General features: G+C 67.4%; 20 protein-coding genes and 1 pseudogene. 8 read left to right on the top strand and 13 right to left on the bottom strand.

The window, feature by feature from the left end:
- From Q4I23_RS14135 to tssA, 7 genes and pseudogenes are all read right to left on the bottom strand, one after another.
- A partial coding sequence (locus Q4I23_RS14135; RefSeq protein ID WP_498526615.1) for an IS5 family transposase occupies positions 1 to 748 on the bottom strand: 748 nt, incomplete at its 3' end.
- An 82-nt stretch (positions 749 to 830) separates the two neighbouring features.
- Positions 831 to 1,043 (bottom strand): annotated as a pseudogene (locus Q4I23_RS14140) (transposase); the annotation flags it as partial.
- Between the two features lie 184 nt (positions 1,044 to 1,227).
- A complete protein-coding gene (locus tag Q4I23_RS14145; RefSeq protein WP_498526616.1) occupies positions 1,228 to 1,380 on the bottom strand; it encodes a hypothetical protein in 153 nt (50 codons plus the stop codon).
- Between the two features lie 116 nt (positions 1,381 to 1,496).
- Entirely contained in the window at positions 1,497 to 3,656 is a 2,160-nt protein-coding gene (locus Q4I23_RS14150) for a caspase family protein (RefSeq protein ID WP_498526617.1), read from the bottom strand.
- A 43-nt stretch (positions 3,657 to 3,699) separates the two neighbouring features.
- Entirely contained in the window at positions 3,700 to 4,542 is an 843-nt protein-coding gene (locus Q4I23_RS14155; RefSeq protein WP_498526618.1) for a PP2C family protein-serine/threonine phosphatase, read from the bottom strand.
- A 34-nt stretch (positions 4,543 to 4,576) separates the two neighbouring features.
- Positions 4,577 to 6,376 carry a serine/threonine-protein kinase gene (locus tag Q4I23_RS14160; RefSeq protein WP_498526619.1) on the bottom strand — a complete coding sequence of 600 codons (1,800 nt, stop codon included), beginning with the start codon at positions 6,374 to 6,376 and terminating at the stop codon, positions 4,577 to 4,579.
- Positions 6,377 to 6,557: 181 nt separating this feature from the next.
- Positions 6,558 to 7,739 carry a type VI secretion system protein TssA gene (gene tssA / locus Q4I23_RS14165; RefSeq protein WP_498526620.1) on the bottom strand — a complete coding sequence of 394 codons (1,182 nt, stop codon included), beginning with the start codon at positions 7,737 to 7,739 and terminating at the stop codon, positions 6,558 to 6,560.
- Between the two features lie 203 nt (positions 7,740 to 7,942).
- Here tssA and Q4I23_RS14170 point away from each other — a divergent pair, with 203 nt between their 5' ends.
- The 5 genes from Q4I23_RS14170 (at position 7,943) to Q4I23_RS14190 (ending at position 14,478) form a co-directional block, all read left to right on the top strand.
- Complete coding sequence (locus tag Q4I23_RS14170) at positions 7,943 to 9,841, top strand: type VI secretion system Vgr family protein (protein WP_498526621.1); 1,899 nt, start codon at positions 7,943 to 7,945, stop codon at positions 9,839 to 9,841.
- Between the two features lie 186 nt (positions 9,842 to 10,027).
- Positions 10,028 to 12,655 carry a type VI secretion system ATPase TssH gene (gene tssH, locus Q4I23_RS14175; RefSeq protein ID WP_498526622.1) on the top strand — a complete coding sequence of 876 codons (2,628 nt, stop codon included), beginning with the start codon at positions 10,028 to 10,030 and terminating at the stop codon, positions 12,653 to 12,655.
- A 29-nt stretch (positions 12,656 to 12,684) separates the two neighbouring features.
- Positions 12,685 to 13,164, top strand: coding sequence for an Hcp family type VI secretion system effector (locus Q4I23_RS14180; protein WP_498526623.1), 480 nt, complete (start codon positions 12,685 to 12,687; stop codon positions 13,162 to 13,164).
- A 134-nt stretch (positions 13,165 to 13,298) separates the two neighbouring features.
- Positions 13,299 to 13,754: a hypothetical protein gene (locus Q4I23_RS14185; protein WP_498526624.1), complete on the top strand. Its 456-nt coding sequence runs from the start codon at positions 13,299 to 13,301 to the stop codon at positions 13,752 to 13,754.
- 79 nt (positions 13,755 to 13,833) lie between these two features.
- Positions 13,834 to 14,478 carry a hypothetical protein gene (locus tag Q4I23_RS14190; RefSeq protein ID WP_498526625.1) on the top strand — a complete coding sequence of 215 codons (645 nt, stop codon included), beginning with the start codon at positions 13,834 to 13,836 and terminating at the stop codon, positions 14,476 to 14,478.
- 34 nt (positions 14,479 to 14,512) lie between these two features.
- On the opposite strand, the gene tssG is transcribed toward Q4I23_RS14190, so the two are convergent.
- The 6 genes from tssG to tssB are packed head-to-tail and all read right to left on the bottom strand — an operon-like array spanning position 14,513 to position 21,325.
- A complete protein-coding gene (tssG, locus tag Q4I23_RS14195) occupies positions 14,513 to 15,556 on the bottom strand; it encodes a type VI secretion system baseplate subunit TssG (RefSeq protein WP_498526626.1) in 1,044 nt (347 codons plus the stop codon).
- Positions 15,520 to 17,331, bottom strand: a complete 1,812-nt coding sequence (gene tssF, locus Q4I23_RS14200; protein WP_498526627.1) for a type VI secretion system baseplate subunit TssF — start codon at positions 17,329 to 17,331, stop codon at positions 15,520 to 15,522. Before tssF ends, tssG begins: the two co-directional genes overlap by 37 nt.
- A complete protein-coding gene (gene tssE, locus Q4I23_RS14205) occupies positions 17,328 to 17,843 on the bottom strand; it encodes a type VI secretion system baseplate subunit TssE (protein WP_498526628.1) in 516 nt (171 codons plus the stop codon). The genes tssF and tssE overlap by 4 nt, the downstream gene beginning before the upstream one ends.
- Positions 17,844 to 17,885: 42 nt before the next feature.
- Positions 17,886 to 19,286 carry a type VI secretion system contractile sheath large subunit gene (gene tssC, locus Q4I23_RS14210; RefSeq protein ID WP_498526629.1) on the bottom strand — a complete coding sequence of 467 codons (1,401 nt, stop codon included), beginning with the start codon at positions 19,284 to 19,286 and terminating at the stop codon, positions 17,886 to 17,888.
- Positions 19,287 to 19,289: 3 nt separating this feature from the next.
- Entirely contained in the window at positions 19,290 to 20,795 is a 1,506-nt protein-coding gene (gene tssC / locus Q4I23_RS14215; protein ID WP_498526630.1) for a type VI secretion system contractile sheath large subunit, read from the bottom strand.
- Complete coding sequence (tssB, locus tag Q4I23_RS14220; RefSeq protein ID WP_498526631.1) at positions 20,792 to 21,325, bottom strand: type VI secretion system contractile sheath small subunit; 534 nt, start codon at positions 21,323 to 21,325, stop codon at positions 20,792 to 20,794. Before tssB ends, tssC (Q4I23_RS14215) begins: the two co-directional genes overlap by 4 nt.
- A gap of 320 nt (positions 21,326 to 21,645) precedes the next feature.
- Between tssB and Q4I23_RS14225 the strand changes: the two genes are divergently transcribed.
- The 3 genes from Q4I23_RS14225 to tssK are packed head-to-tail and all read left to right on the top strand — an operon-like array spanning position 21,646 to position 24,934.
- Positions 21,646 to 22,278 carry a DUF6931 family protein gene (locus tag Q4I23_RS14225; protein WP_498526632.1) on the top strand — a complete coding sequence of 211 codons (633 nt, stop codon included), beginning with the start codon at positions 21,646 to 21,648 and terminating at the stop codon, positions 22,276 to 22,278.
- Complete coding sequence (tagH, locus tag Q4I23_RS14230) at positions 22,275 to 23,555, top strand: type VI secretion system-associated FHA domain protein TagH (protein ID WP_498526633.1); 1,281 nt, start codon at positions 22,275 to 22,277, stop codon at positions 23,553 to 23,555. The genes Q4I23_RS14225 and tagH overlap by 4 nt, the downstream gene beginning before the upstream one ends.
- 44 nt (positions 23,556 to 23,599) lie before the next feature.
- Positions 23,600 to 24,934 (top strand): type VI secretion system baseplate subunit TssK, encoded by a 1,335-nt coding sequence (gene tssK / locus Q4I23_RS14235; RefSeq protein ID WP_498526634.1) that lies wholly within the window; start codon positions 23,600 to 23,602, stop codon positions 24,932 to 24,934.
- The last annotated feature ends 169 nt before the right edge of the window (positions 24,935 to 25,103 follow it).

Consider the following 25,103-nt stretch of genomic DNA (forward strand, 5'->3'; position numbering starts at 1 on the left):
GGATGGCCTCGATCATGGCTACCGCGGCCGCGCGTTCGGCCAGGCCGGTGGCCGCGGTGAGCCGCACGTCCACCACCAGGGCGTGGCGGTTCTCCATCAGCGCATGGCCCATGAAGGCCAGCTTCGCCGGCTGACCGTTGCCCTTGCGGTAGAGCCGCGCCTCGGGATCGCTGGTCGAGGCATGCGTCTCGTTGGACCACTTCTCGCCATGGAAGTCGCGCTCACCGTTGCGTCCCGGCCCCGGCGGCTCGCCGCTGCCGTCTTTGGGTCGGAAGCTCTTCACCGACGCCCAGGCTTCGATCAGCGTGCCGTCCACCGAGAAATGCTCGTCCGACAGCAGCGCCTTGACCTTCGGCTGACCCAGCACGGTCGCCAGGAACTTGGCCGCCACATCGCCGGCCAGCAGACGCTCCCGGTTCTTGGTGAACACCGTCACGTCCCACACCGGCGCGTCCATGGACAAGCCGACGAACCAGCGGAACAGCAGGTTGTAATCGAGCTGCTCCATCAACTGGCGTTCCGAGCGCACCGAGTAGAAGGCCTGGAGCAGCAGCGCCCGCAGCAGCTTCTCCGGCGGGATCGAGGGGCGCCCGATCTTGGAGTACAGCCCCTCGAAGGCTGGCGACATCACTTCCAGCGCCTCGTCCACGATGGCCCGGATCGCTCGCAGCGGGTGGTTGGCCGGAACCCGCGCCTCGCAGCTCACGTAGCTGAACAGACCCTCGCTGCGTTCGTCCGAACCCCGCATCGTCCCCTCGTCGGCCGTGTTCTCCTCAACCGAAAAGAATCACGACCAACCGGCCGTGCACAGCCCTTTTTCCGCATCCTGCTAGCGCCGTCGTGATTGCCAGGTCCGAATAGCACGCCTGTCCACCGGGCGTTTGGCGCGGCGCCGCTTTCCAGTGCTCGATCACTTCGTCAGTGACCCAGAGCGTGAGGCTGCCACGCTGGCGCAGGGCCGCGTCGTACTCAGCCCAATTCGTCACTGTGCGCCGCGGCCGAGGATTGTGATGGCGACGAGTGGCGTTCGCCTTGTGCGGCATCGCGGGAAATCCGGCTGACGAAGAACGGGCCACGACCTATCCCACCAGATCCATCCGTGCAACAACGCGACCCATCGGCAACATTCCCCCCGCCGAGGCTGAAGCACGCTATTATGCTCAAACCGAGCACGTCGCCATGGCGGCGTGACTCAACCAAATCGGCCTCCGGCAAATCCGGCGCGTTTCACTCGACGATAACGTTCAATCGCCGGCAGCGGGAGCGCCAAGACGGCAAGCGCTCCACGACCCAGGCAGTTTCGGTGTCGACGAACACCCCGTTGCGGCCGCGGGCGATCGGCTGAACGGTGATGCCAAAGGTTGCGGCGGCATTGGCCAAGCATTCCGCGCGATCGCCGAGATCGCCGATGGCAGGCCCTTGGAACCCGCTTCCGGCGATCTAGCACAGCACACCGGCCGGGGTGGCCCTGGTGCAAACGGTTCCTTACAGTTCGCTCATTTCTGAACGACCACGCTGCCCTGCCAGACGCCGGGGATGACCAGATCCTCCCCCGACCCGCCCTTGGCTATGCGCACACCGGGACCATTCTGAAGCCCACTCCTGAAGGTGCCAACAAACTGGTCGCCGGAACGGAAGTTCATGGTGCCCATACCTTCGGGTTGCATGTCGGCTATGGTGCCGAGGTAACGGTCGCCATTGCCGAACAACACTTCTCCCGCCCCATTCGGGCGACCGTTGCGGACGTCGCCGGTGAAGACATCCCCGTTGGGGAAATGGTAGACGCCCGGCCCATTCGGACTGCCGTTCGCGAAAGTGCCCTCAAATCGCTCACCGCTGGGGAAGCTGTAGACGCCCGCCCCCGTCATGGCGTCGTTCTTCCATTCGCCCTCATAGGCACCGCCGTTGCCATACCGATAGACTCCGTAGCCTTTCTTGGTCGGCCCATCGCCCTGCCCTCGGTACGAATCGCCATTGGGGAACTGGGAATTGATGCTGCGCCCATCCTGCGCCGCGGCCTGCGCCCGCTTCTGCGCATTCCGTGCCTGGTCTGCCGCGGTGCGGCCGGCGTTGCGCTTGGCCGTGGCCTGTTGGGTCGCCTCACGCGCGCTGACCACGGCGGATCGGATGGGCGGCGGAAGATTGGCGAACGGGTCGCCCGGCTTCGATTCTGCCGGCGAACCCGAACTTGATGAGCCCGAATTCGATGTCCCCATGGGCTCGTCCGGGGGGGTGCCGGTCGAACCGGATGATGGCGCCCTTTTCACCGCGTCCTGCTTGGGAACTTCGGAAAGGCTGGCGAGTGGAATGTAGCCGTCGTTCCAAAACACATCGCGAACCTTCACCCAATCGTCCTCGGGCACCGGAGCGGCAACGGTCACGGGTGCGCCGCGTTCGAGGGTGCGCAGGCTGCGCGCGCCCTTCTCCGGACGGTCCCGCATGGCGATCGCATCCTTGGTGACATAAACGTCGCCCTCGTTCAGACGCTTTTGCGGCGGCGGCGCCTTCGCCTCCTCGGTCTTCGTCGGTGGTTCGGGCGGTGCATCCTTCGTCAGGAGGGTGGATTGGACATAGCCGGTCTTTCCCCCCTCCTCGACTCGCATCCACTCCGCCTTGCCCACCTTGACCTTGGCCGTGACGGACACCGGGGCCGCCTTGTCGAGGGTCCGGACACGGGACGACTTGGCGTCCGGGTCCTTGAAGACCGTTGTTTTGCGCGTGGTGTAGAAGTCTCCTTTGAAAGGTTCGATGATCACGGCCGACGGTGCGGGAGCCGGTGGCTGAGTGGGTGCCGGGGCTGCAGGCGGCGGGGATGCCGTCTTGCTCGCCACCGGATCGCCGGACGGTGGCGGTGGCGGAGGAGGAGGCGCCGGGACCAGCATCAGATCACCGTCCAGCCGGTCCTCGAACCAGATGCGCTGGGCGCCTCCGGAAACGCTGGCGAGCGTCTGGTCCACCGCCTGAAACGCGCGTTTCACCGGGACGCCCGGTTTGACGATTTCCTCGGCAAGCGCTGCGGCGAAGGCACTGGCACCGTTCACCTTGGTCGGCACCGGGGACGATCCCGGCCGCTGGCCGAAGGCGATGATCATGCGATCGCGCGGCGTGGTCGTGGCCAGGAGCGGGCTGGCCGAATGGCCATTCGCTCCCATGGTCGTCGCGAGGCGGTCCACCATCGGGTTGGGCACGATCGGATCGAACGCCACGATGGAGCGGTAGCTGGCGTTCTGGATCTGCTCCAGCACCGAATCCAACTCAACGGTTTCGAGCATGGCGTCCACCTCCATGTTGAGGCGGGCGTCGCTGGGAACGATGAAGCTTTTGTCCTTGAGGCTGAGCACCATGCCCGCATAGTAAAAGGCACCGAGGTCCGCCCGGGCCAAATCCTCCTGGAAACGGGACAGTGCACGGGTGAGGTTGCGGTGGTTGAGGTCGAACTGGGTGGCCACCTCGAAGCCGGCCTTGCGCAGGGCCTCGGTCACGGTCCGCGCGCTGGCGACGGCGCCCGGTACGGAGCCGCCGTTGTCGTAGCGGCCGTTGCCAATCACCAACGCCACGCGCCGCTCCGCGGCCATGGCCTGTTCCACAAAACCCGAAAATAAGAGAACCACCACGAGGACAAACGCGGACAAACCAAAGCGCGCCCGACTTAACATGAAGGTCTCTCCCCCCTAGGGAACCGTTCGGTGTCGTCTCGTTTCACGATGTGAGCGTCGGATCGCCGTCTTGCGGATCGCCGGCCAGTGGCGGGGTCCGCAACGGACCGGCCACGGCTTCGCATAGAACCAGCACCAGCGTGACGTTGTCCCGCGCCCCGCGCGCCAGTGCGGCATCGAGCAGCCGTCCGGCCGCTTCCGCAACACCGTCCGCGCTGTGGCCCGTGGTGTCGAGTTCGCCGGATATGTCGGGAACGGCGAGCGTCTTGGTGAGGCCATCGCTGCAAAGAAGGAAGAGGTCGCCGTGGTTCACGTCGCCCTCCACCGTGTCCAGGACCAGCGCGTCCGTGGCGCCGACGGCGCGGGTGATGACGTTCGACTTGGCATGCCCTTCCGCCTCGGACGGATCGAGCACGCCGCTGTCGATCAGCTGCTGGACGTAGCTGTGGTCGCGGGTCACTTGGGCCAAGACGCCGCCACGGGCCCGGTACAGCCGGCTGTCGCCCGCCCAGGCGCAGGAGAAACGGCGTCCGGTGATGGTCAGCACGACCGCCGTACTGCCCACAACGGCGCTCCCGAGACGCCCGGCATGATCCAGCAGCGCGGCATTGCACCCGTCGAGGGCCGCGCGGATCTCCCGCCCCGTCGGCGCGCCCATGGTCGGGTCGATGCAGCGGTTCAACGCGGCCATCACCATCCGGCTGGCGTAATCGCCCGCCTCGTGCCCGCCCATGCCGTCGGCGACCGCCCACAGCCCGACGTCCGAGCGGTCCAGGCAAGCGTCCTCGTTGACAGACCGGACAGTTCCCGCGTGGCTGACCGCCGCCGTGTGGAACCAGAACGTCCGGGTCGGCGCATGATCGTCGATCGTTTCCCCGTCGCTCATCACCGTTCTCCCGCGGATAAAGGGTCTTGGACCGTCAGCAGCGCCGGAAGGGCCGGTTGTATTCACGCCAGTCCGGATCACTGTCCGAACGGGCGCGCCGTTGAACCATGGTGCCGTTGTTGCCGGAAAATTCGCCGAACTCCCAAAATGTCCGGCGCCCGTCAGTCCCCGTCAGCTCGACGACGAGCGTGCCGTCGGCCGTTTCATAGCGGCTGACCCGCATCGGAACGATGGAGCCGCTGGGCAATGACAGCGTCCATTCCGCCGGTGCCAGGGTCAGCTTCATGACCCCGCTGCACCATCCGCCCATGAGCGCACGGACACCCTCCACACCCGGCGGTTCGACCGGACGTGGCGGCGGCGCCAGCACCGCCGGCCTTGGAATGGGCGGATCGGGCGGTGGCGGACGGGGAATCTCCACCGCCTTGGGACGCTCCGGTTCGGGGAGTTTGGCCGGCGGCTTCGCCTCCACCGGAGAAGGGGCCGCCAGTCGCGCCGTTTGAACCGTTGTCGTTTGAGCTGTTGTGGATGCCGACGGCGGAGCTGGAGTGGGAGTGGGAGTGGGTGTCGATGCCGAAGGCGGTGCCGGCTTTGGCGTCCGCGGCCCCACGTCGGCGGCGCTTTCCACCGGCCGTCCCGCGGGCTTCTCCGGCGTCGGTGCCGGAGCAAGCAAGCCGGTCCACCACAGGCCGCCCACCACCAGGGCGGCGACCGCGGTCCCGGCCAACCCCACCCTTGCGGCCGGGCCGAACCTCGGCGCGGCGCCTCCACGTCCCAGCTTCATGTCACGCAGGAAAACCTCGACCGAACGTGTTCGTTTGGCGGGGTCGAACTCCAACGCGTTTTGCAGCGCCCGCATCTGCGCCTTCCCCAAGCCCCGGATGCGCACGAGTTTCATCCGCGTGTCCCGCGCATGGGTGGCCGGCATCCGGCTGAAGGGATGGTGTCCGGCGAGCAGCTCGTAGGTGATGCAGGCGAGCGAGTAGATGTCCCCGCGCGGATCGGGCGTTTGCGTCTCAATCATTTCCGGACTGGCGTAGGCGGGGGTCATCGCGCCCAGACTGCCCACGTCGAAGGCCGTGGCGTCCTCGTCCCCTGGCGTTGGCTGCTTGATCGCGCGGGCAAGACCGAAGTCGATGACTTTCACGCGGCCGGAGTCGGTGATGAAGATGTTGCCCGGCTTCAGATCCCAATGGACGAAACCGTTGCCATGGGCAAAGGCCAGCGCCTCTCCCACCGCGTTGATGACCCGCCCGGCCTCGGCCGGCGGCATGGAGGTGAAACCTTCGGCCCGGATGATGCGGTCCAGCGACTTGCCCGTCAGATACTCCATCGTGATGAAGAAGCGGTCGCCATCCCGGTCGAAGTCGTAGACCTTGATGATGTTGGGATGCGACAGCTCCTGCGCTTTGCGCGCCTCGCGCTGCAAGGCGATGATGCTGCTGGGGTGTTCGCGCAGGCTTTCCTTCAGGACCTTGATGGCGACGTAGGGATTGCGGTCGGACGCCTCCTGCTTGCGCAGGTCGAGCGCCAGGAAGACCTTGCCCATGCCCCCGGCCCCCAGGACCTGTTCCAGGACGAACCGCTCCTTGAGCACGTCGCCGACCTGGACCGGTTCCGCCGCGCGAGGCAGGGGCCGGAACCCGGCCGACATCGAGCGCAAGGACGGCAGCCCTTCCGACATTGATCCGTCGGGGTTCGGACCCTCGGAAGGCAGCCCTTCGGAATTCGGTCCGATGGAGATCGGCTGCACCACCGTGCCCTCATCCTCGGGCGGCTTGGCCCCCCGCGGTTCCGATAATGGGATGCGCTGGAGAAACGGTTCCTTCCTCATGGCCTCGTCTCCCTGCCCTGACGCCTTCGGGCTCTGCGATCACGGGTTGAAATCACAGGCATCGGTGCACGCTCCGGGGAACGGAGTCCTCCCGGTTGCGTCGGCCGCGACCGGTGTGTCGATGCCTCGCTTTGAAGAGACATTCCGTCGTTCGAGCGGCACCGCATCTCATCCTCTGCATCTAATCCTCTCCGGGCTCGGCAAGCCGCTTGTCGATGCCGGCGGCCGTCAGCAGCCCGCGCCGCGCGTCCTCGTCCGGCAGCAACTCAGCCAGGAGTTCGACGAAAGGCAGCCGGGCACGCCGCACCAGTTCGGTCAGGGTGTAAGAGACGGGAGAGTGCGGCTCCGCCTCGCGGAAGTACCGGGCGACCGCCTCCAGCGTCCGCAACGCGTCCTCGCGCGAAGCGAACCCCTTGATCACCATCGCCCGAGGGGATCCTTGCCAGGACGATGCGGCGGGGGTCGCCGACCCGGCAAACGCCGCCATCGCGGACGCCGCCGGCCCGACCGACGAGCCCGCATCGCCCTGGAAAGAAAGCGTTCCGGCGGGCTCCAGCGCGCTGCCCGCCAAGCCGGTCAAGGTCCGGCGCATCTGCTCCAGCGTGTCACGAATGGCTCGTGTCGGCGGTCCGTCCACGCCGAGCCGCGCGTCGAGCGCCGCCTCCAGCCCCTGAAACGCCTGGAGGCAACGGTCGATGTCCGAGGCCAGCCTTACGAAGGCGGCGCGTGGCGTCGCACGCGCGCTGGTTTCGATCACGTCCATGGGCACCGTTCCGGCGGCGATGCGGCGCTCGCGCCGGTCATCATCCCCCAGCAGATCGAGCCCGGCCGCCTGCTCCACCTGCCACAGCGCATAGGAGCTGCCATCCGCACCGAAGGTCAGCGGCAGCCGGCTGAGCGGTTGAAGCAGCGTTCCGTTTCCGTCCCGTCCGTTCAGCCCGGTCAGCGGTGCGATGGTGGTCTCGACGCCGTCCTCGTCCGGTTGCGGGTGCAGATCGGGCCAGTAGCGCTCCACCAACCCGCGCAGGACGGCAAAGCCATCGGCCAGGCCCGCCATGCCGCGCGTGCGCAGCAACGCCTCGGCCAGCCATGCCGCGACCTCCAAGTCCTTGCTCTGCGTGGCCAGGACGGACGGTGCGAGATCGGCGATGAGCCGCCATTCGGATGGTGTGGCGGAGGCGTCGCTCTCGGCTTCCTGCCGCCGCTCCGCCGCGCGCGCGGCCTGCCGCGCGTCCTTCAGTTGCCGATAGGGGGCCCTATCCGCGTAGTCCAAGCGCAGGTCCGGCCCCGTGGGCGCCTCGGCGGAGACTGGAGCCAGAATGGCTGCAAGGTCAAGCGCGGCCGTATCGAAAGAAGTATCCATGACGGACATCCATTTGACGCACGAACATTTCAGTCCAGCAGCGCCGATTACTCGCCATCAAAATGTAGGTAACGAAAAGAACAAGCGGATTAGTCAGCAATAAACCACCGCAGCAGACTGCACTCGCATTGCGTTCGGTGGAGTGCTTCGGCAGTCTTTCCGGTCTGCCCCGACCCGTCGGACGCCCAGCCGGGAGCGTTGCCATGGACCCGAGCGCCGCCATCGCCACCGCATCCACCAACCGCCTGCTGACGCTGGACACCGTGCTCGGGAGGGGAGCGACACTCCTCACCGGCTTCTCCGGCGAGGAGGCCATATCCTCGCTGTTCCGCTTCACCCTGGACGTCGTCAGCCCGCGCACGACGATCAAGCCGGAGGAGTTGATCGGCACGCCGGTGTCCTGGTCCGTGTCGGCACCCGCCGGAACCCCGCGCCGCTTCCACGCCCTCGTGCAGGGATTCGATGTCGGCGCCCCCATCGAGGATGGCCAGCGCTCCTATCGGCTGGACGTCGTGCCCTGGTTATGGCTGCTCACCCAGACCACCGACTGCCGCATTTTTCAAAAGCAGAGCGTGCGCGACATCATCCGCACCGTTCTGGAGGATCACCGCGCCGCCTCCCCCGCCGTGCAGTTCGATCTGTCGGGCATCAAGGGGGCCGACACGACGCGCGATTACTGCGTGCAGTATGACGAGAGCGACTTCGCCTTCCTTTCGCGGCTGGCCGAGGAGGAAGGCATCTTCTACGTCTTCCGGCACGAGGCCGACCGTCACGTCCTCGTCATGGCCGACGGCGCGTCCGCCTACAAGGATCTTCCCGAGAGCCGGATCGACATGGCGCGGGAAGGGCAAGGTTGGGGCGGCATCACACAGTGGGTTGGCGGCTACCGCTTCCGCCCCGATCGGATGGTGCAGCGCGACTTCAACTTCGAAACCCCGCGCACCGACCTGACCGCGTCCAGCAACACCATGCTGCCGTCGATGCGCGGCGCGCCGCAGGAGCGGTTCGAGTATCCCGGCGGCTACGCCGATCTTGGCGCCGGCACGGCCCGCGCCAAGATGCGGATGGAGGAAATCGAGACGCCCTTTCTCGAGGTTTCCGGAGCCGGCAGCGCCCGCCACATGGCGCCCGGCGGGCGCTTCACCCTGCACAACCACGCCGTAGCGGCGGAGAACGGCCGCGCCTACGTCGTTACCGGCGTCCGGCACGCGGCCACCGACCCGAAGCTGCGGTCGACCGGCGGCGGGCAGGCGACTTATCAGAACAGTTTCGACGCCACCCCGGCGGACGTCGCCTACCGTCCGCCGCGCGTCACGCCGCGCCCGGTCATGCGCGGTCCTCAGACGGCCATCGTCGTCGGCAACTCCGGCGAGGAGATCGACTGCGACAAGCACGGCCGCGTGCGCGTGCAGTTCCACTGGGACCGGTTGGGCAAGCGCAACGAGAACAGTTCCTGCTGGATCCGTGTGGCGCAGCTGTCGGCAGGGCGCGGCTGGGGACACCAGTTCATCCCGCGCATCGGGACCGAAGTGGTGGTGGATTTCCTGGACGGCGATCCCGACCGGCCGCTGATCGTCGGCAGCGTCTACAACGGCGACAACCCCGTGCCCTACGCCTTGCCCGACAACAAGACGCAGAGCGGCGTCAAGACGCGCAGCAGCAAGGGCGGCGGCCCGGCCGACTTCAACGAGCTGCGCTTTGAAGACCGCAAGGGGAGCGAGCAGGTCTATTTCCACGCCCAGAAGGACTTCCAGCGGGTGGTGGAGAAGGACGACACGCTGGAGGTCGGCAACAACCAGACCGAGACGATCAAGGAGGGCAACCGGACGGTCACCATCGAGATGGGGAACGACGCCCTGACCATCCAGCAGGGCAACCAGACCACCAAGGTCGCCCTGGGCAAGAGCGAGTGCGAGGCCATGCAGTCCATCGAGCTGAAGGTCGGCCAAAGCTCGATCCGGCTGGACCAGACCGGGGTCACCATCCGCGGCGTGATGGTGCGCATCGAAGGCCAGGCCATGACCGAGGTGAAAGCCCCCATGAACCAAGTGAAGGGCGACGCCATGGTCGCCATCAAGGGTGGCTTGGTCACGATCAACTGACAACCGACCGGTGCCCCACCCGAAATCGCCGCATCCTGCGGGAGACGTGCCTCGAACAGATGTCACCCGGCTACTCCCATCGCCTATACACAGGAATGGCCTTTGAAACACCCTCGGTTGCTTTGAAAGATTTGCTCACCGAACAAGTACAGCCGAACAACAGGGCAAGTTCAGGAGGCCGGATCGATGGTGTCGGTAAACCTGTCGTCGCTCCTTGCAAAGCTGAACGAGCCGTGCCGGACGGCCCTGGAAGCGGCGCCGGGATTCGCGCTGTCGCGGGGCAACCAGGCGGTGGAGATCGAGCACTGGCTGCTCCGCCTGCTCGACCAGCCCGACACCGACCTGCACGCCATCGCCCACCACCACGCCATCGACATCGGCCGCGTTCAGGACAGCCTGACCCGCAGCCTGGACGGCATGCGCGCCGGCAACACGCGCACGCCGGTGCTGTCCCCCTATCTGGTCAGCCTCGCGCGGGAAGGATGGCTGCTGGCCTCCCTGGACGGCGAGGCGCCGCGCGTCCGCTCCGGTCATCTGCTGCTGGCGCTGTTGAGCGACGAAACGCTGGCCCAGGCGACGCGCTCGGCGCTCGGCCCCCTCGCAAAATTATCGGCGGAGGCACTGGCCGCCGATTGGCACGGCATCGCCAGGAACTCCCGCGAGGCCCGCCAGGCCCCGGCTCCCGGCGCCTCTCCCAAGGCGCAGGACACCCCCGCCGCGGCCGGCGGCGCGCTGGCGCGCTTCACCATCGACCTGACGGAGCGCGCCCGCGCCGGCAAGATCGACCCGGTGCTGGGCCGCGACGCGGAAATCCGCGCCATCGTCGACGTGCTGACCCGCCGCCGCCAGAACAACCCGATCCTCACCGGCGAGGCCGGCGTCGGCAAGACCGCCGTGGTGGAGGGCTTCGCCGCGCGCGTCGTCGCCGCCGACGTGCCGCCGGCGCTCCGCGAGGTCGCGGTGAAGACGCTCGACCTCGGCCTGCTGCAGGCCGGCGCCAGCGTGCGCGGGGAGTTCGAGAACCGCCTGCGCTCCGTCATCGACGAGGTGAAGGCCTCGCCCCAGCCGATCATCCTGTTCATCGACGAGGCGCACACCCTGATCGGGGCCGGCGGGCAGGCCGGGCAGAACGACGCCGCCAATCTGCTGAAGCCTGCGCTGGCGCGCGGCGAGTTGCGCACGATCGCCGCCACCACCTGGGCCGAATACAAGAAATACTTCGAGCGCGACCCGGCCCTGTCCCGCCGCTTCCAGGTCGTGAAGGTGGAGGAGCCGGACGAGGCCGCCGCCCTGTCGATGATGCACGGCCTCGTGGCGACGCTGGAGAAGCACCACGGCGTGCGCATCCTGGACGAGGCGGTGGTGGAGGCCGTGCGCCTGTCGCACCGCTACATCGCCGGGCGGCAACTGCCGGACAAGGCGGTCAGCCTGCTCGATACCGCCTGCGCCCGCGTCGGCATGAGCCAGTCGGCCACCCCGGCGGCGGTGGAGGACCAGCGCCGGACCATCGAGGCGCTCGCCAACCGCATCGCGGTGCTCGACCGCGAAGCCGCGCTGGGCACCGACCACGCGGCCGCCATCGCCGAACTGACCGAACGGCGCGAGGCCGCCATCGCCGCGCTCGCCGCCGTCGAGGCGCGCTGGGCGCGGGAGCTGGAGCTCGCCGCGGAGATCAAGCGCCTGCGCGACGCGATCGAAGCCGCCGAACCCAACTCCCCCCAGGCGGCGGAGGGCAAGGCGGCGTTGGGCCGGACGCTCGACGAACTGGCCGAGGCGCAGGACGAGCAGCCGTTGGTCCACGTCTTCGTCGACGGGACGGCGGTGGCCGACGTGGTCGCCACCTGGACCGGCATCCCGGTCGGCCGCATGGTGACCAGCGAGATCGACGCCGTGCTGTCCCTGCGCGAACGCCTGTCGGAGCGTGTGATCGGCCAGGACCACGCGCTGGAGGCCATCGCCCAGGCCGTGCGCACCGCCCGCGCCCGGCTGACCGACCCGCGCAAGCCCATCGGCGTGTTCCTGATGGTCGGCACCAGCGGCGTCGGCAAGACCGAGACCGCGCTGGCGCTGGCCGAGGCGCTGTACGGCGGGGAGCAGAACCTGACCGTCATCAACATGTCGGAGTTCAAGGAGGAGCATAAGGTCTCCATGCTCCTGGGTTCGCCCCCCGGCTATGTCGGCTTTGGCGAGGGCGGCGTTCTGACCGAGGCGGTGCGCCGCCGCCCCTATTCCGTGATCCTGCTGGACGAGATGGAGAAGGCGCACCCCGGCGTGCAGGACATCTTCTTCCAGGTGTTCGACAAGGGCATGCTGCGCGACGGCGAGGGGCGCGACATCGACTTCAAGAACACCCTCATCATCATGACCTCCAACGCCGGCACGGACACGCTGACGCGGCTCTCCGCCTCCCCTGCCGGCCTGCCGACGCCGGACACGCTGCCCGAGGCCCTGCAGCCGGAGCTGCTGCGCCACTTCAAGCCGGCCTTCCTCGGCCGCGTGACCCTGGTGCCCTATCTGCCGCTGGCGCCCGACATCCTGACCCGCATCGTCGAGCTGAACCTGAATCGCATCGCCCGGCGCCTGCGCGAGGCCTACCGCGCCGACTTCCGCTACGGCCCCGAGGTGGTGGAGGCGATCGCGGCGCGGTGTGGCGAGGTTCACAGCGGCGCCCGCAACATCGAGCATATCCTGACCCGCGGCCTGCTGCCCGACCTGTCCGCCCTCCTTCTGGAGCGGCTGGCGCGCGACGAGCCGGTCGCTGCGGCCCAGGTCGGGCTGGACCCGCAGGGGCGCTTTTCCTTCGACATCCGCTAATTCCGCTTCAATCCTCCGGGAGGAATCCGATGGCCATCTACGTGAAGATCGACGGCATCGAGGGCGATGCGACGCACGAATCCCACAAGAACTGGGTGGACGTCGGTTCCATGCAGTTCGGCGTCGGCCGCGCCATCAGCACGCCCAGCGGCCGGGCGGCCAACCGCGAAGCCTCGGAACCCTCCATCAGCGAAGTCACCCTGACCCGCGAACTCGACAAGTCCTCGCCCAAGTTTTTCAAGGAGGCGGTGGCCGGGAAGGTCGGCAAGAAGGTGCAGATCGACCTCGTCACCACCGGCGATCCCGGCGACACCTTCATGACCTACACGCTGGAGAACGCTCTGGTCAGCGCGTACAGTGTGTCGGCCAATGGCAGCGGACGGCCGAGCGAGACGATCAGCCTGAATTTCTCAAAGATCGAACTGAAGTACACGCCCTACGATGCCGGCCACAAGCCGCAGGCGCCGATTGTCAGCTCGTACGACATTGCGACGACGAAGAGCGGGTGAGGTTCTCGCGCCTTATGCCTCGCCGACCGCCGCATTGTCGACGGTCGATGTGACGGAGCGAAATTGCCGAGACCCCTTTATGGAGACCGCAGATGCCAGCTTGGGTTCTCCCAGCCCTAACGTCAGCCGGAGAAATGATTGTCGGTTGGGGTGTCGGAAAAACTCTGGACGCTTCAATTGAATCGTTGGGCGACAGCGACCGGAAGAAAGTTATGGTGATGCAGTACACCATAAATGAGTCGGTACTCCCTCTAGGAGAGTTCATTAAGGGCGCAACATCTCTTTACAGCAAACAGCCCTTTTCAGCTGTTTCATCTCTTGATGCGGCCGCCATGTGGGTATCGCTTGCCGAGAAAGTTGAGGCTTGGCCATACAGGTTCTGCGACGCCAGGAAGGACTGCTGGGTGATGTATTGCACGCCGAGTCTGCCTGACAAAGGATTGAGTCGCCTTTACACACCGCTGGTTTGCCGCGACAAAATTGGAGCTTGGAAGCCTTGGGAGTATCTCAACAGGACGAACTATGGCGAAATCTCCTCAAACTCGGACAAAAAAATGTGGGACGCGGTGTGTGCGTCAAAGTCCACATAGGGACGAGCCCTGTGGCCGAACTCATCCCGTTTTGAACTGCTTCGATAAAGGTCGCAATCTCGAACGTGGGAGGAAGAGAATGGCCCGGCGTTCCTCGGCTCATAGCGACACGTTAGATCGCTGGGGGCGCAATCTTCTGCTCCAGACTCAATCAGATCCCGGATACCGAAACGCGTCAAAGCAGGCACAAGCGCTATCGCTGGCAACCGGCATGTATGCTCCAGACATCGACGTTTTCCGACAGTTCAGTTGCTGCGGACTGCTGATCGTCTTACGCTGCCCTAACGAATTCGCAAGTGCATATGCACACGCAATTGCCGACGGGCGGCTGGATGCAAAACCAGCGACCGAAAAGACCAAATCGGGCGAATTTGGGAGGGTTGGCCGCTATGTCTCCGACTACGATCTGATGTCCATTTACAGAACCGGCAGCGGCAAGGTTCGCGAGCGCATAGAGAGTGATTGGGACGGCAGGAGACCGCTGAGTCACGAAACCATCGCCGAGCGAATCATTTTTGAAATCAATATATCGTTACTGTATAAAATAAAGCATGGATTTAATGACTGTTGGGTTAAAGATGCTGATGGATTTCCAATTCCGAACAACCCTGATATTGGCGAATACTTTGCTGTTTTCGAGCACGGACAGGGTACTTTTATACAAAGTTGCGCAGCCCTTAGAGTGTTCTACAGATCGAGGGGGATGAACTGGATTTACGGCTAAAAGGCAGAGTCCAGATCGATGCCTATCGAAATATTCATACGCCGCACACAATTTTCGTTCGTGCCGGGTTGAACGTTGCGTCTCCCGCATTCCGCTCAAACTCCCCGTCCTTCAGCCATGTATTCCACCCCAGCCTTGGCTGATTGCCGTCCGCCTCCGACAGCCGGCACTCCGGCACCTCCTCGCGTTTCAGGATCAGCTGCACGTCGAAGTCCAGCGCTTCTCCCACCTGAAACCGAGTCAGCGCCGCAACGCGCTCCAGTCGCGCGCCGTCGGGCAGCAGCGAGTCGAAATCCGCATAGGAAACCGGCCCGATCACCACCCGAAACCGGCTCTGCACGTCCCAGGCGCGTTCGCCGGCCATCGCGTCCACCCCCAGCGTGCAGAAGGCCTCGCCCAGACGGGACTGTTCCGCCTCCGGCAGGGTCAGCCACGCGCCCTGGAACTGCTCGATGCGCACGGGCAGGCCGAGGTCGCCGGACAGCACCGCCTCCAGGGCAGCGGCGGAGGCGCGGCGTTGCGACAGGTGACCGGCGTAATGCACCAGGGTCGGCGCCAGCGGGGGCGCCATGCCCTGCACCCCGACCAGGGCTTGCAGGACGGCGGTGATCGGGTCGGGCTCCTCCGCCGTGGCGGCGCGCTCCACGGACAGGCCAAGGTGGTACTTGCCGGCCGCCCGCGCGAACAGCGATAGGATGCGGTGGTGGAAAACGTCGAGGAAGTCGGCCAGCGCCGGGTTGTGCGAACGCCGGCATTCGTGGACGAAGGCGGTGTAGTGCTGCGGCAGGACGCCGAGCGGCCCCGTCAGGCCCAGCACCGACACGGCCATGTCCGCGCCATTCTCATGCTGGTCCACGCACGGCACTTCCGCGGCGGGATAGATCAGGGTGTCGAGGCTGCGGAAGCGCACCGCGTCCTCCGTGCGCGGGTGGTCGCCGCCCACGGTCTGCCGGTCGCGCGCGGCGGTGCGCGCCGCCGCTTCCAGCAGGCGCACCGCCTGGACGAAGTCGAAGCGCCAGGGCTCCGCCGCCAGTTCGTCGGTTACAGGAGAATCCGCTCGCCCGCGCGCGCCGACCATTGCTTCAGCACTCCCCCATTGTCCTTCGCGCGCAGGGTCAGGCGCGTGAAGCTGTTGATCGCCGCGTGCAGCGCCAGGAACCGTTCCAGCACCGCCGCGAACAGCAGCATGGACGTCCCCGAATAGCGCGCCGGATCCAGGTCCAACGCCACGTCCACGCCCCGGCACAGCGCCAGCAGGCCCCCCTGCGGCGCCCGCGCCGCGGCGGGGCGGGCGCCGAGCCCCACGATGCCGTCGATGATGGCGGCGGTCTCCGGCGTGCGGCGCAGGTCGTACAGCGCCAGGATCTCGCGCAGATGCTCCGCCGCCCCCTCGCCTGTCAGCGACAGGTGGTTGAGGCTGAGGTGGGAGATCAGCCGCCAGCGGTTCTGCCCCAGCTCCGACGGCCGCAGGGTGCGCGACGGCGGGGTCAGGCAGTCGATGCTGTCCACCGCGGCCATGCCCTGGACGGGCGTCAGGCGCGGATTTCCGCCGCCGAAGGGCAGCTTGCCCGGCAGATCCCGGTTCAGGCAGGTCAGGTCCAGCGACAGCACGTGCCCGGCCGGTGACGCGGGGTCGAAACCCAGGTCCACCAGCGACACGTACAGCTCGCTGCCGAGATTGGCCGGCCCGGCCGCACGGCGCGTCGCATGCCAGAACCGCCCCTCGGGCGCGCCCGCGTGACGGGTTCCGTAGAAGGGCAGGAACTCCGTGCGCCGGCCGTCCGGGGCGGCGGCGGTGACGCGGTCGATGCCGTAGACCTCCGTCCCGCGCGGCCGGCGCGCGTCGGGCACGACGCGGTATTCGGTCTGCCGGTGGGTCAGCGGGATCGGCTCCGCCTTCTGCGAGAACAGGTTGATCACCGGCGTGCAGCCGAGCGCGAAGTTCTCGACGCTGACCGCCCGTTCCAGATCCGGCCGCGCCTTGTCCAGATAGAGGAAGACCGACAGCGTGGTCCCCTTCGCCCGCCGCGCGCGCTCGGCCAAGCCGGTCAGGTCGAAGAACTGGAAGCTGTCCGGATAGGCGAAGTACTTGGTCAGCAGGCGGTAGCCGGGGGCCGTGCGCGGGTCGGCCGGCAGCATGGCCTCCTCCGGTTCGAAGCCCACCGGCCGGACCGCCTCCGGCCCCAGGATGACCGGCGCCGGGTCGCCCGCATCCTCCGCCACGGCGACGGAGAGGACATGGCCGGCCAGCAGGTCGTAGAGCGGAAACACCCGCTCCGGCGCGCCGCGCAGGAACAGGCGCAGGCGGTCGGGCGCCAGCGACGAGAACGGCGTCTCCGGCATCAGCGTGCGGAAGGTCAGGCGCAGCACCGACACCGCCCCGCGCGCCTCCGGGTTCTCCGGGGCCGCGATCGGTCGCCCGGCGAGCACGGCGGACTCCAGCGCCACCGGCCACAGCGTCACCGGATAGCAAGTGCGGAAGGCGCAGACTTCGCCCTCCACCGCCTCGCTGTTCAGCGCGCTGCCGGCCGGTAGGGCGGCGGGCTCGGTCAGGTCCGGCACGCTGGCGAAGCGCACCACGGCGGCCGAGGGAAGCGGCGCCAGATAGTGTGGGTAGAGCACGCCCAGCAGCGCCTCGGTCAGCTGCGGGAAATCGTCGTCCAGCTTCAGCCGAACCCGCGCGGCGAGGTAGGCGAAGGCCTCCATCAACCGGGCGACGTGCGGGTCCTCCACCGCGTCGCCGGTCAGGCGCAGCCGGCCGGCCTGGACGGGATGCGCCTTGGCGAACTCCGCCGCGGAGCGCCGCAGATGGACGAGTTCCTGGTTGTAGTAGGCAATGAGATCGTCGCTCATGCGCCGTTCCCAGTCAGGGTCCGGCCGGCCGGGTTCCGGCCGATCTGGTGCCGCCGCGTGGCAGGATCGAACACGGAGTCGAGCACCAGCGGCTCCGGAGTCGGCTCCGCATACACCAGCGCGTTGATGCGGAATCGCAAGGTCGGATCCAACGGGTCGGTCTTCGACAGCGGCTCCACCCGCACCGAGACATAGCGCGGCTCCATCAGCCGGATGGTCTGCTCCATGGCGCGGCAGAAGGCCTCCTGCGCCTCCGCGACCGCCAGGTCGGTGCCGCCCATGTCCGGCAGGCCGTAGGCCAGCAGCGAGGCCTCCAGCTCCTCGAACTCCGTCGGCCAGCCGAGGCAGCGGCGGCGCGCGTTCAGCAGGGCTTCCAGGTCGCGGCTGAGGCTGGCGCGTAGCTCGCGGATGCTCTGCCCACGCGCCTTGGGGTCGGGCTGTCCGGGCTTAGGCGCCGGTTCCAGAAGCCGGTCGAGCACGGAGGGCAGCAGTCCACGGTCGACGATGCTCATGACGCCTCCATCGGGATTGATCCCGTTTATGATCCGGCCCTTTTAAGATCCGGCCCGCGCGCCGACGCGGGTGGTCAGGCGGAAGCTCGCCACCGCCTGTTCGAACTGGAAATGCGGTTGCAGGTGGATGATGCATTCGAAATGGCCGGGACGGCCGGGCGGTTCGACGACCTGCACGCGCCCGTCGCGCAGCGGGTAGCGCGCCTTCATCTCCACCGAGGCGTCGTCGTTCCCCATGACGTAGCCACGCAGCCATTCCTCGATCCACGCCTGGCACTGTTCCGGGGTGGAAACGCTGCCGACACGGTCCCGCGCCAGCACCTTGATGAAATGGGCGAAGCGGCTGACGCAGAGCATCGCCGACAGCAGGGCCGAAAGCCGGGCGTTCGCCTCCGCCGCGTCGTTCATGTGGCCGGCCGGCTGCTGCACGGACTGGCAGCTGTTGAACACGCAATAGGGCGTCTCGCGCGCCCGCACCAGCGGCAGCAGCCCCTGTTCGCTGAGCGCCCGTTCCTGCCGTTCCGTCAAACCGATCTCCAGCGGCGCCCGCACCGCCACACCCCGGCGGTCCGTCGCGAAGTCGGCGCGCGGCAGATGGGTGACCAGCCCGCCGGCCAACTCGTCCAGCCGCGCCCCGCGGATATCGGCGAGCCAGCCATGGTTGGCGAAGGCGCGCAGCACGACCGCGCCGAAGGCGAAGGCCGCGTTGCCCCACAGCAGTTCCCGCCCGTCCGGGGCCTCCGCGTTTTCCCGAAAGCGGAAGCCGTCGCAGCGCGTGCCATCGTCGGCGTAGGGCGCCCGCGCCAGCACGCGCGGCAGGGCGAGGCCGAGGAAGCGCGCGTCCTCCTGCGCCTGGAACCGGGCAAAGCGCGCGTGCTCCGCCCCCTGGAAGACCGACGAGAGATCCGTGTTGGGCGTCATGTCCGAGAAACGCTCAACCCCGAGCGTGGCCGGCGCGCAGCCCAGGATCATGGGCGCGAAGGCGGCCGCCGCGATGGCCGACAAGCCGCCCAGCGCCGCCACGTCGTCGCTGGCGTGGCCGGGACCGAACCGGTTCTGCACCTCGTAATCGCCGATCAGCAGGCCATAGGGCTCGCCGCCCGGCATGCCGAACTCGTCGGAATAGATGCGGGCGAACAGCACGCTCTGGTCGAAATCGGCCGCGCGCTCCAGGTCGCGGCAGACTTCCGTCCAGGAGACGGGAAGGACGCGGATCTTGGCCCCCTCCACCCCGGCCGCGGCCTGCACCAGCAGATGCAGGCTGCGCCACCCGGCTTCCAGTCTCTGAAAGCGCGGGTGGTGCAGAATGGCGTTGACCTGATCCGTCAACGCCCGGTCGATGGCCGCGATCAGCCGGTCCACCTCGGCGCGGAGGCGATCCCGGTCGCGAAGCGGTGCGATGGGAGTCGGTGCGACCTCCAGGCCGCCGCACGCATCGTCCATCCCTTACGACCGCTTGGGCACGCGGGCGACCAGACGCATGGAGGCGTTCAGCTCTTCCATCTGCAGCCACGGCCGCAACCACGCCACCGCGTTGTAGGAGCCGGGCTTTCCGGGAATCTCCTTCACCTCCACCCGCGCGTCGCGCAACGGGTATTTGGCCCTCATCTCGGCGCTCGAATCCGGATTGGCGTTGACGTAGTTCATGATCCAGCGGTTCAGCCAGTCCTCGCAGTCGGTGGCCTCCATGAAGGACCCGATCTTGTCCCGCGCCATGACCTTCAGGTAATGGGCGAAGCGGGAGGTCGCCATGACGTAGGGCAGCCGGGCGGAGATGGCGGCGTTGGCGGTCGCCTCCGGCCGGTCGTACTGCTTGGGTTTCTGGGCGGTCTGGCCGCCGAAGAAGACGGCGTATTCGGTGTTCTTGTAGTGGCACAGCGGCAGGAAGCCCAGCTTGGACAGCTCCGCCTCGCGCCGGTCGGTGATGGCGATCTCGGTCGGGCACTTCATGTCCCGGTCGCCTTCGTCGGTCACGAACTGGTGCACGGGCAGCCCGTCCACCCGCCCGCCGTTCTCCGCCCCGCGGATGGTGGTGCAGAAGCCCGTCTTGGCGAAGGCATCGGTCAGCTTGGTCCCCAGCACATAGGCGGTGTTCATCCAGCAATAATTGCCGTGCTCCATCGGCTGCGGCTGGCCCGCGGCGTCGCCGGGCGCCTCCTCGTACTTGAACTCCTCCACGGGCCGGGTCTCCGCCCCGTAGGGCAGGCGCGCCAGCACGCGCGGCATGGTCAGGACGACGAAGCGCGAGTCCTCCGACTCCCGGAAGGCCCTCCACTTCGCGTATTCGACCGAGTCGAAGATCTTGGCGAGGTCGCGCGGCTTGGCGAGGTCGCGGTAGTCCTCGAACCCGAACAGCTTCGGGCCTGCGGCCGTCACGAAGGGAGCGAAGGAGGCCGCCGCCACGTTGGACATGGAGGACAGGAGCTGGATGTCCTCCGGATGGTTGGTGAACTCATAGTCGCCGATCAGCGCGCCGTAGGGCTGCCCACCGGACATGCCGAACTCGTTCTCGTAGAGCTTCTTGAAAGTGGTGCTCTGGTCGAACTCGACGGCGCGGTCCAGGTCCTTGAACAGCTCGCGCTTGGTGATGTGCATCACGCGGATCTTGAGCGACGTGCCCGTCTCGCTGTTCTTCACCAGATGGTTCAGGCCACGCCAGCTTCCCTCCAGCTTCAGGAAGTCCGGATGGTGCATGATGGCGGCGAGCTGCCGCGAGATCGTCGCGTCGATGGCGTCGATGGCCTTGTTCAGCGTGACCGTCAGGTTGCGGTCGTAGACGACGGTGCCCTTCAGCGCTTCTTCCGTCAGGGTGGACAGAAGCGCCTGGGTCCGGTCGGGTTCGGTCTGCCGCGTCGCCTGGATCGCCTGGTCGAGCAGGCTGGGCATCGTCGGGGCGGTGGTGGGAACGGGAGCGCCGCCGGGCTCCGCGCCGGCTTGGGTCAGGTTGCTCATCCCCGCTCTCCTTCTCCGCCTGTCTGTTGGTCACCGCCGGGAATGCCCAGCTCCCCGGACAGACGGCGCAGCTCGGCGTTGTCCTGCAGGATGTGGTCGAGCAGTTCCTCCAGGTTCTCCGAACGGTCGGCCTTGGACAGCAGGTCGCGCAGCCGGTTGCGCGTCTCCAGCAGCGCCCTCAGCGCCTGCACCTGTTCGACGATGCGGGCCGGCTCGAAATCCTCCATCGAGCGGAAGTTCAGCTCGACCGCCATCTCGCTTCCGTCATCCCGCAAGGTGTTGGGCACACGCATCTTCACGCCGGGCGTCATCGCCGCCATGACCTTGTCGAAGCTGTCGCGGTCGATCTCGGAAAAGCGTCGTTCGCCGAGCGGCTTGGGCGGTTGCGCTGGATTTCCGGAGAAATCGCCCAGGACGCCAACGACGAAGGGCAGTTCGCGTTCGACCTCCGCCCCTTCCGTCTCGACCTGATAGCTGATGTGGACGCGCGGCTTGCGGACGCGCGAAAGCTTGTCGTGAACGCTGTCCATGAGTCCTCCCAGGAGAGTTCATTCGAGTGGACGGCCGGATCGGGTTCGATCCGCAGCACCGCCGCGTCCGCGCCATGATTGAGAAATTTCGCCTATTTGTTTACCGATCGGCCATACGTCTACAAACCTTAAAAAAGGACCGCCAATTGTGTCTTCGATAATCGACCCGTCAAAGTGCGTCTAAGGGGTAATCAGCACTAACGAGTTATTGGCACATTCGCGGCTTAACACCGTCTGACAATAGAAACGCCGGTTTCGTTCGGGAATACTGCTACTCGACGATCATCACGGCTGAAAATCGAGCAGGAGCAGGCATGGGGATGACCGCCGCACCCCTGAGGAAGATTCGTCAGCGGCACGCCCGTGACGTGGCGGATCTCTGCACGCTCGATGACGCGGCCCGGCTTTTGCTTGCCCCGGACCAGTCCCCGACCGATTATCTTGCGGCGCTGATCGGCGCCGGCCGGCGCGCCGACGCGGTGCGGGTTCTGGCCCATGCCCTGCCGCCGCGGGAGGCGGTCTGGTGGGCCTGCGTCTGCATAAGGGCCACCCTGCCCCCCGACGCGCCGGAGCCGGTCCTGTCGGCCCTGGAGGCCGCCCGCGCGTGGGTGTTCCAGCCCAGCGAAGCCAACCGTCGCGCCGCCTACGCCAGCGCCCAGGCGACCGATTTCCAGCACGCGGCCAGTTGGGCCGCCGTCGGCGCCTTCTGGTCCGGGGGCAGCATGGCGCCCGCCGGCGCGCCCGATGTTCCGGCCCCGGACGGGCTGGCGGGCAAGGCCGTCACCGCGGCGGTGATCCTGGCGGCGGTGAGCCGCCAGCCCGAACAGGGGAACCAACGGCTGGCGGCCTTTCTGGACAGCGGCCTGGACATCGCCGCGGGGGGCAACGGCCGCCTGACCGAAACCCTGAGCGGGTCTGGAGCGGGTGGCGCCGGGGAAGGAGACACCCGATGACGTTGTCCCGCGTCACGCTCCAGGTGGTCAGCCATCAGTCGGCCGACATGGATTGTCCGTCGGCGCAGCCGGATGGCCTGCCGTTCACCATCGGCCGCAAACCCGGCAACTCGTGGGTGCTTCCCGATCCGGACCGCCACGTTTCGAAATGCCACTGCATCATCGAACGCGACGGACCCGACTGGATCCTGACCGACACCAGCACCAACGGGGTGTACATCAACAACGGCTCGAAACCTCTGGGCAACCGCAACAGCGCGGTGCTTCAGGACGGCGACCTGCTGCGCGTCGGCACTTACGACGTCGCGGTCAGCATCGCGATGATCCCCGCAGCAGTCCCGGCGGCAATCCCAGCGGCAATCCTGGCACAAGCACCGGCCTTGCCCCCGGCACCGGATCCCTTCGAGGACCCGCGGCCCTTCGGCAGGACGGCCCCGTTGGCGAAGCCGACCGGCTGGCCCCAACCCGACCATGCCCCGCCGGAGACCAGTTGCTTCCGCATGCCGAACCCCACCGCCGACGCGGCGGTGTCGGCATCGTCCTTCATTCCGCCCGACTGGGATGCGGACGAGGACGCCGCCGCTCCACACCCACCCGCAACGTCCGTCGCGGAGCCGCCCCGGCCGACCCCTCCGGTCCCGGGCACCGTTCCATCGGCCGCGGCGGGCGGAACGCCGGATGCGAAGGACGATCCGCTGTGGGAGGCTTTTCTGGACGGGTTGGGCATTGATCTCGGCCCCCTGAGCCCAGCGGAACGCGCCGCCACGATCCGCACCGTCGCCACGGTCTACCGGACGGGGGTGCTGGGCCTCACCCAGCTTCTGCGCAGCCGGGCCACGGTGAAGGCCACCTTCAACGTCGATCACACGATGATCCAGGCGGTGGACAACAACCCCCTGAAGTTCGTCCCCGACCCGGACGAGGCCCTGGCCCGCATGGTGCGCCCCACCGGCCGCGGGTACATGCCGCCGGACGACGCCATGCGGCAGGCGCTGGACGACCTGCGCTCGCACGAGATGGCCATGATGGCCGCCGTGCAGAAGGCGGTCACGGCGCTCGTCAAGGAGTTCGATCCCGAAGCCGTGGCGCAGGCGGCGGAGTCCGGCGGCGGAATCACCCACCTGCTGCCCGGAGCGCGCAAGGCCCAGTGCTGGGACCATTACGAACGTCACTACAAGCGCGTCCTTGCCGGGCTTGAGGAGGATCTTCTCGGTTCCTTCGGGCGGGCGTTCGGACGCGCCTACGTGACGCACACCAAAACGTCCGAACGACGCTGAGGCCGACGGACGCGCGGGGACGAAAGACGGAAAGGTCGCCGCCCATGGTCTGGGACAACAAGATCGTCTGGTCGGAGGGCATGTTCCTGCGCGCCCAGCACTTCCAGCAGTTCGACCGCTACGTCGAAGCGCTGGTGGACGCGCGGACGAATGCGTTATGCGCGTATGGCTGGGGCGTCACGGAGTTGGAGATCGACCGCGACCTCCTGGGCACCGGGAAGCTGGCGCTGCGCCGCGCCCGGGGGGTTCTGCCCGACGGGACGCCCTTCCACCTGCCCGAACAGGCGCCCTTGCCGGCGCCGATCGAGCCGGCGGAGTCCGTTCGCAACGCCGTCGTGTACATCGCCCTGCCCCTGCGCTCCCCCGGGCGCGCCGACGTCGCCCTGCCGCCGCACGACGAGGCGATCACCCGCTACGCCGCCACGCCGTTCGAGGCGAAGGACGCCGTTGCCGCGTCCAACGCGATCGCGCAGCTCCAGGTCGGTCAGTTGCGCCTGCGCCTGATGTTGGCGAACGAGGAGCGCTCCGGCTACGCCTGCATCGGCGTCGCGCGCATCGTGGAGGTGCCGGCCGGTCGCGGCATCGTGCTCGACCGGCATTACATTCCGCCAAGCCTGGCCTGCGCCGCGGCCCCCCAACTGACCGGCTTCCTGACCGAGATGCACGGGCTGATCAACCAGCGCGCGGAGGTGCTGGCCAACCGGCTGGGACAGGCCGGCGCGGGGGGCGCGGCGGAGGTCGCCGACTTCCTGATGCTGCAGCTGTGCAACCGCTACAGCCCGTTGCTTGCCCACCACGATGCGCAAGCGCGCTTGCACCCGGAAGGCCTGTACAGCCTCTTCGTGCAGATGGCCGGGGAGCTGGCCACCTTCAACGACCGGGGCCGCCGTCCGCCGAAGTTCGAGCCATACCGCCACGACGACCTTCAGATGAGCTTCCAGCCGGTGGTCGCGGAACTGCGTCGGCTGCTGAGTGCCGTCCTGGAGCAGACCGCCATTCCCATTCCGTTGCAGGACCGCCGCTACGGCATCCGCGTGGCCGCCATTCCCGACCGCAGCCTGATCGACGCGGCGAGCTTCGTCCTGGCCGTGCGGGCCGACATGCCGACCGAGCAGTTGCGCCGCAACTTTCCCCTTCAGGTGAAGATCGGCCCGGTGGAGCTGATCCGCGACCTGGTGATGAGCGCACTGCCCGGCATCGGCACGGACCCCTTGCCCGTGGCGCCGCGGCAAATCCCCTTCAACGCCGGATCGGTCTACTTCGCGCTCGACCGCGGCGGGGCGATGTGGAGGCAGCTCGGCACGTCCGGGGGACTGGCCATCCACCTCTCCGGCGAGTTCCCGCAGATCGTCATGGAGCTGTGGGCCATCAGAGGATAATGCGCGATGAACGAAGACGATCCCTTCGGCATCGAGGACGCCGACAAGACGATCTTCAATCCCGTCAACCTCAACACGGGCCTCAACACTGGTGGGGCATCGCCGCGCCGTGCCGGGTCCCCCACGGCCTGTCTCTTATACACATCTGACGCTGCCGACGATTATACGC

The organism is Azospirillum sp. UFLA03-27 (genome assembly GCF_059803775.1).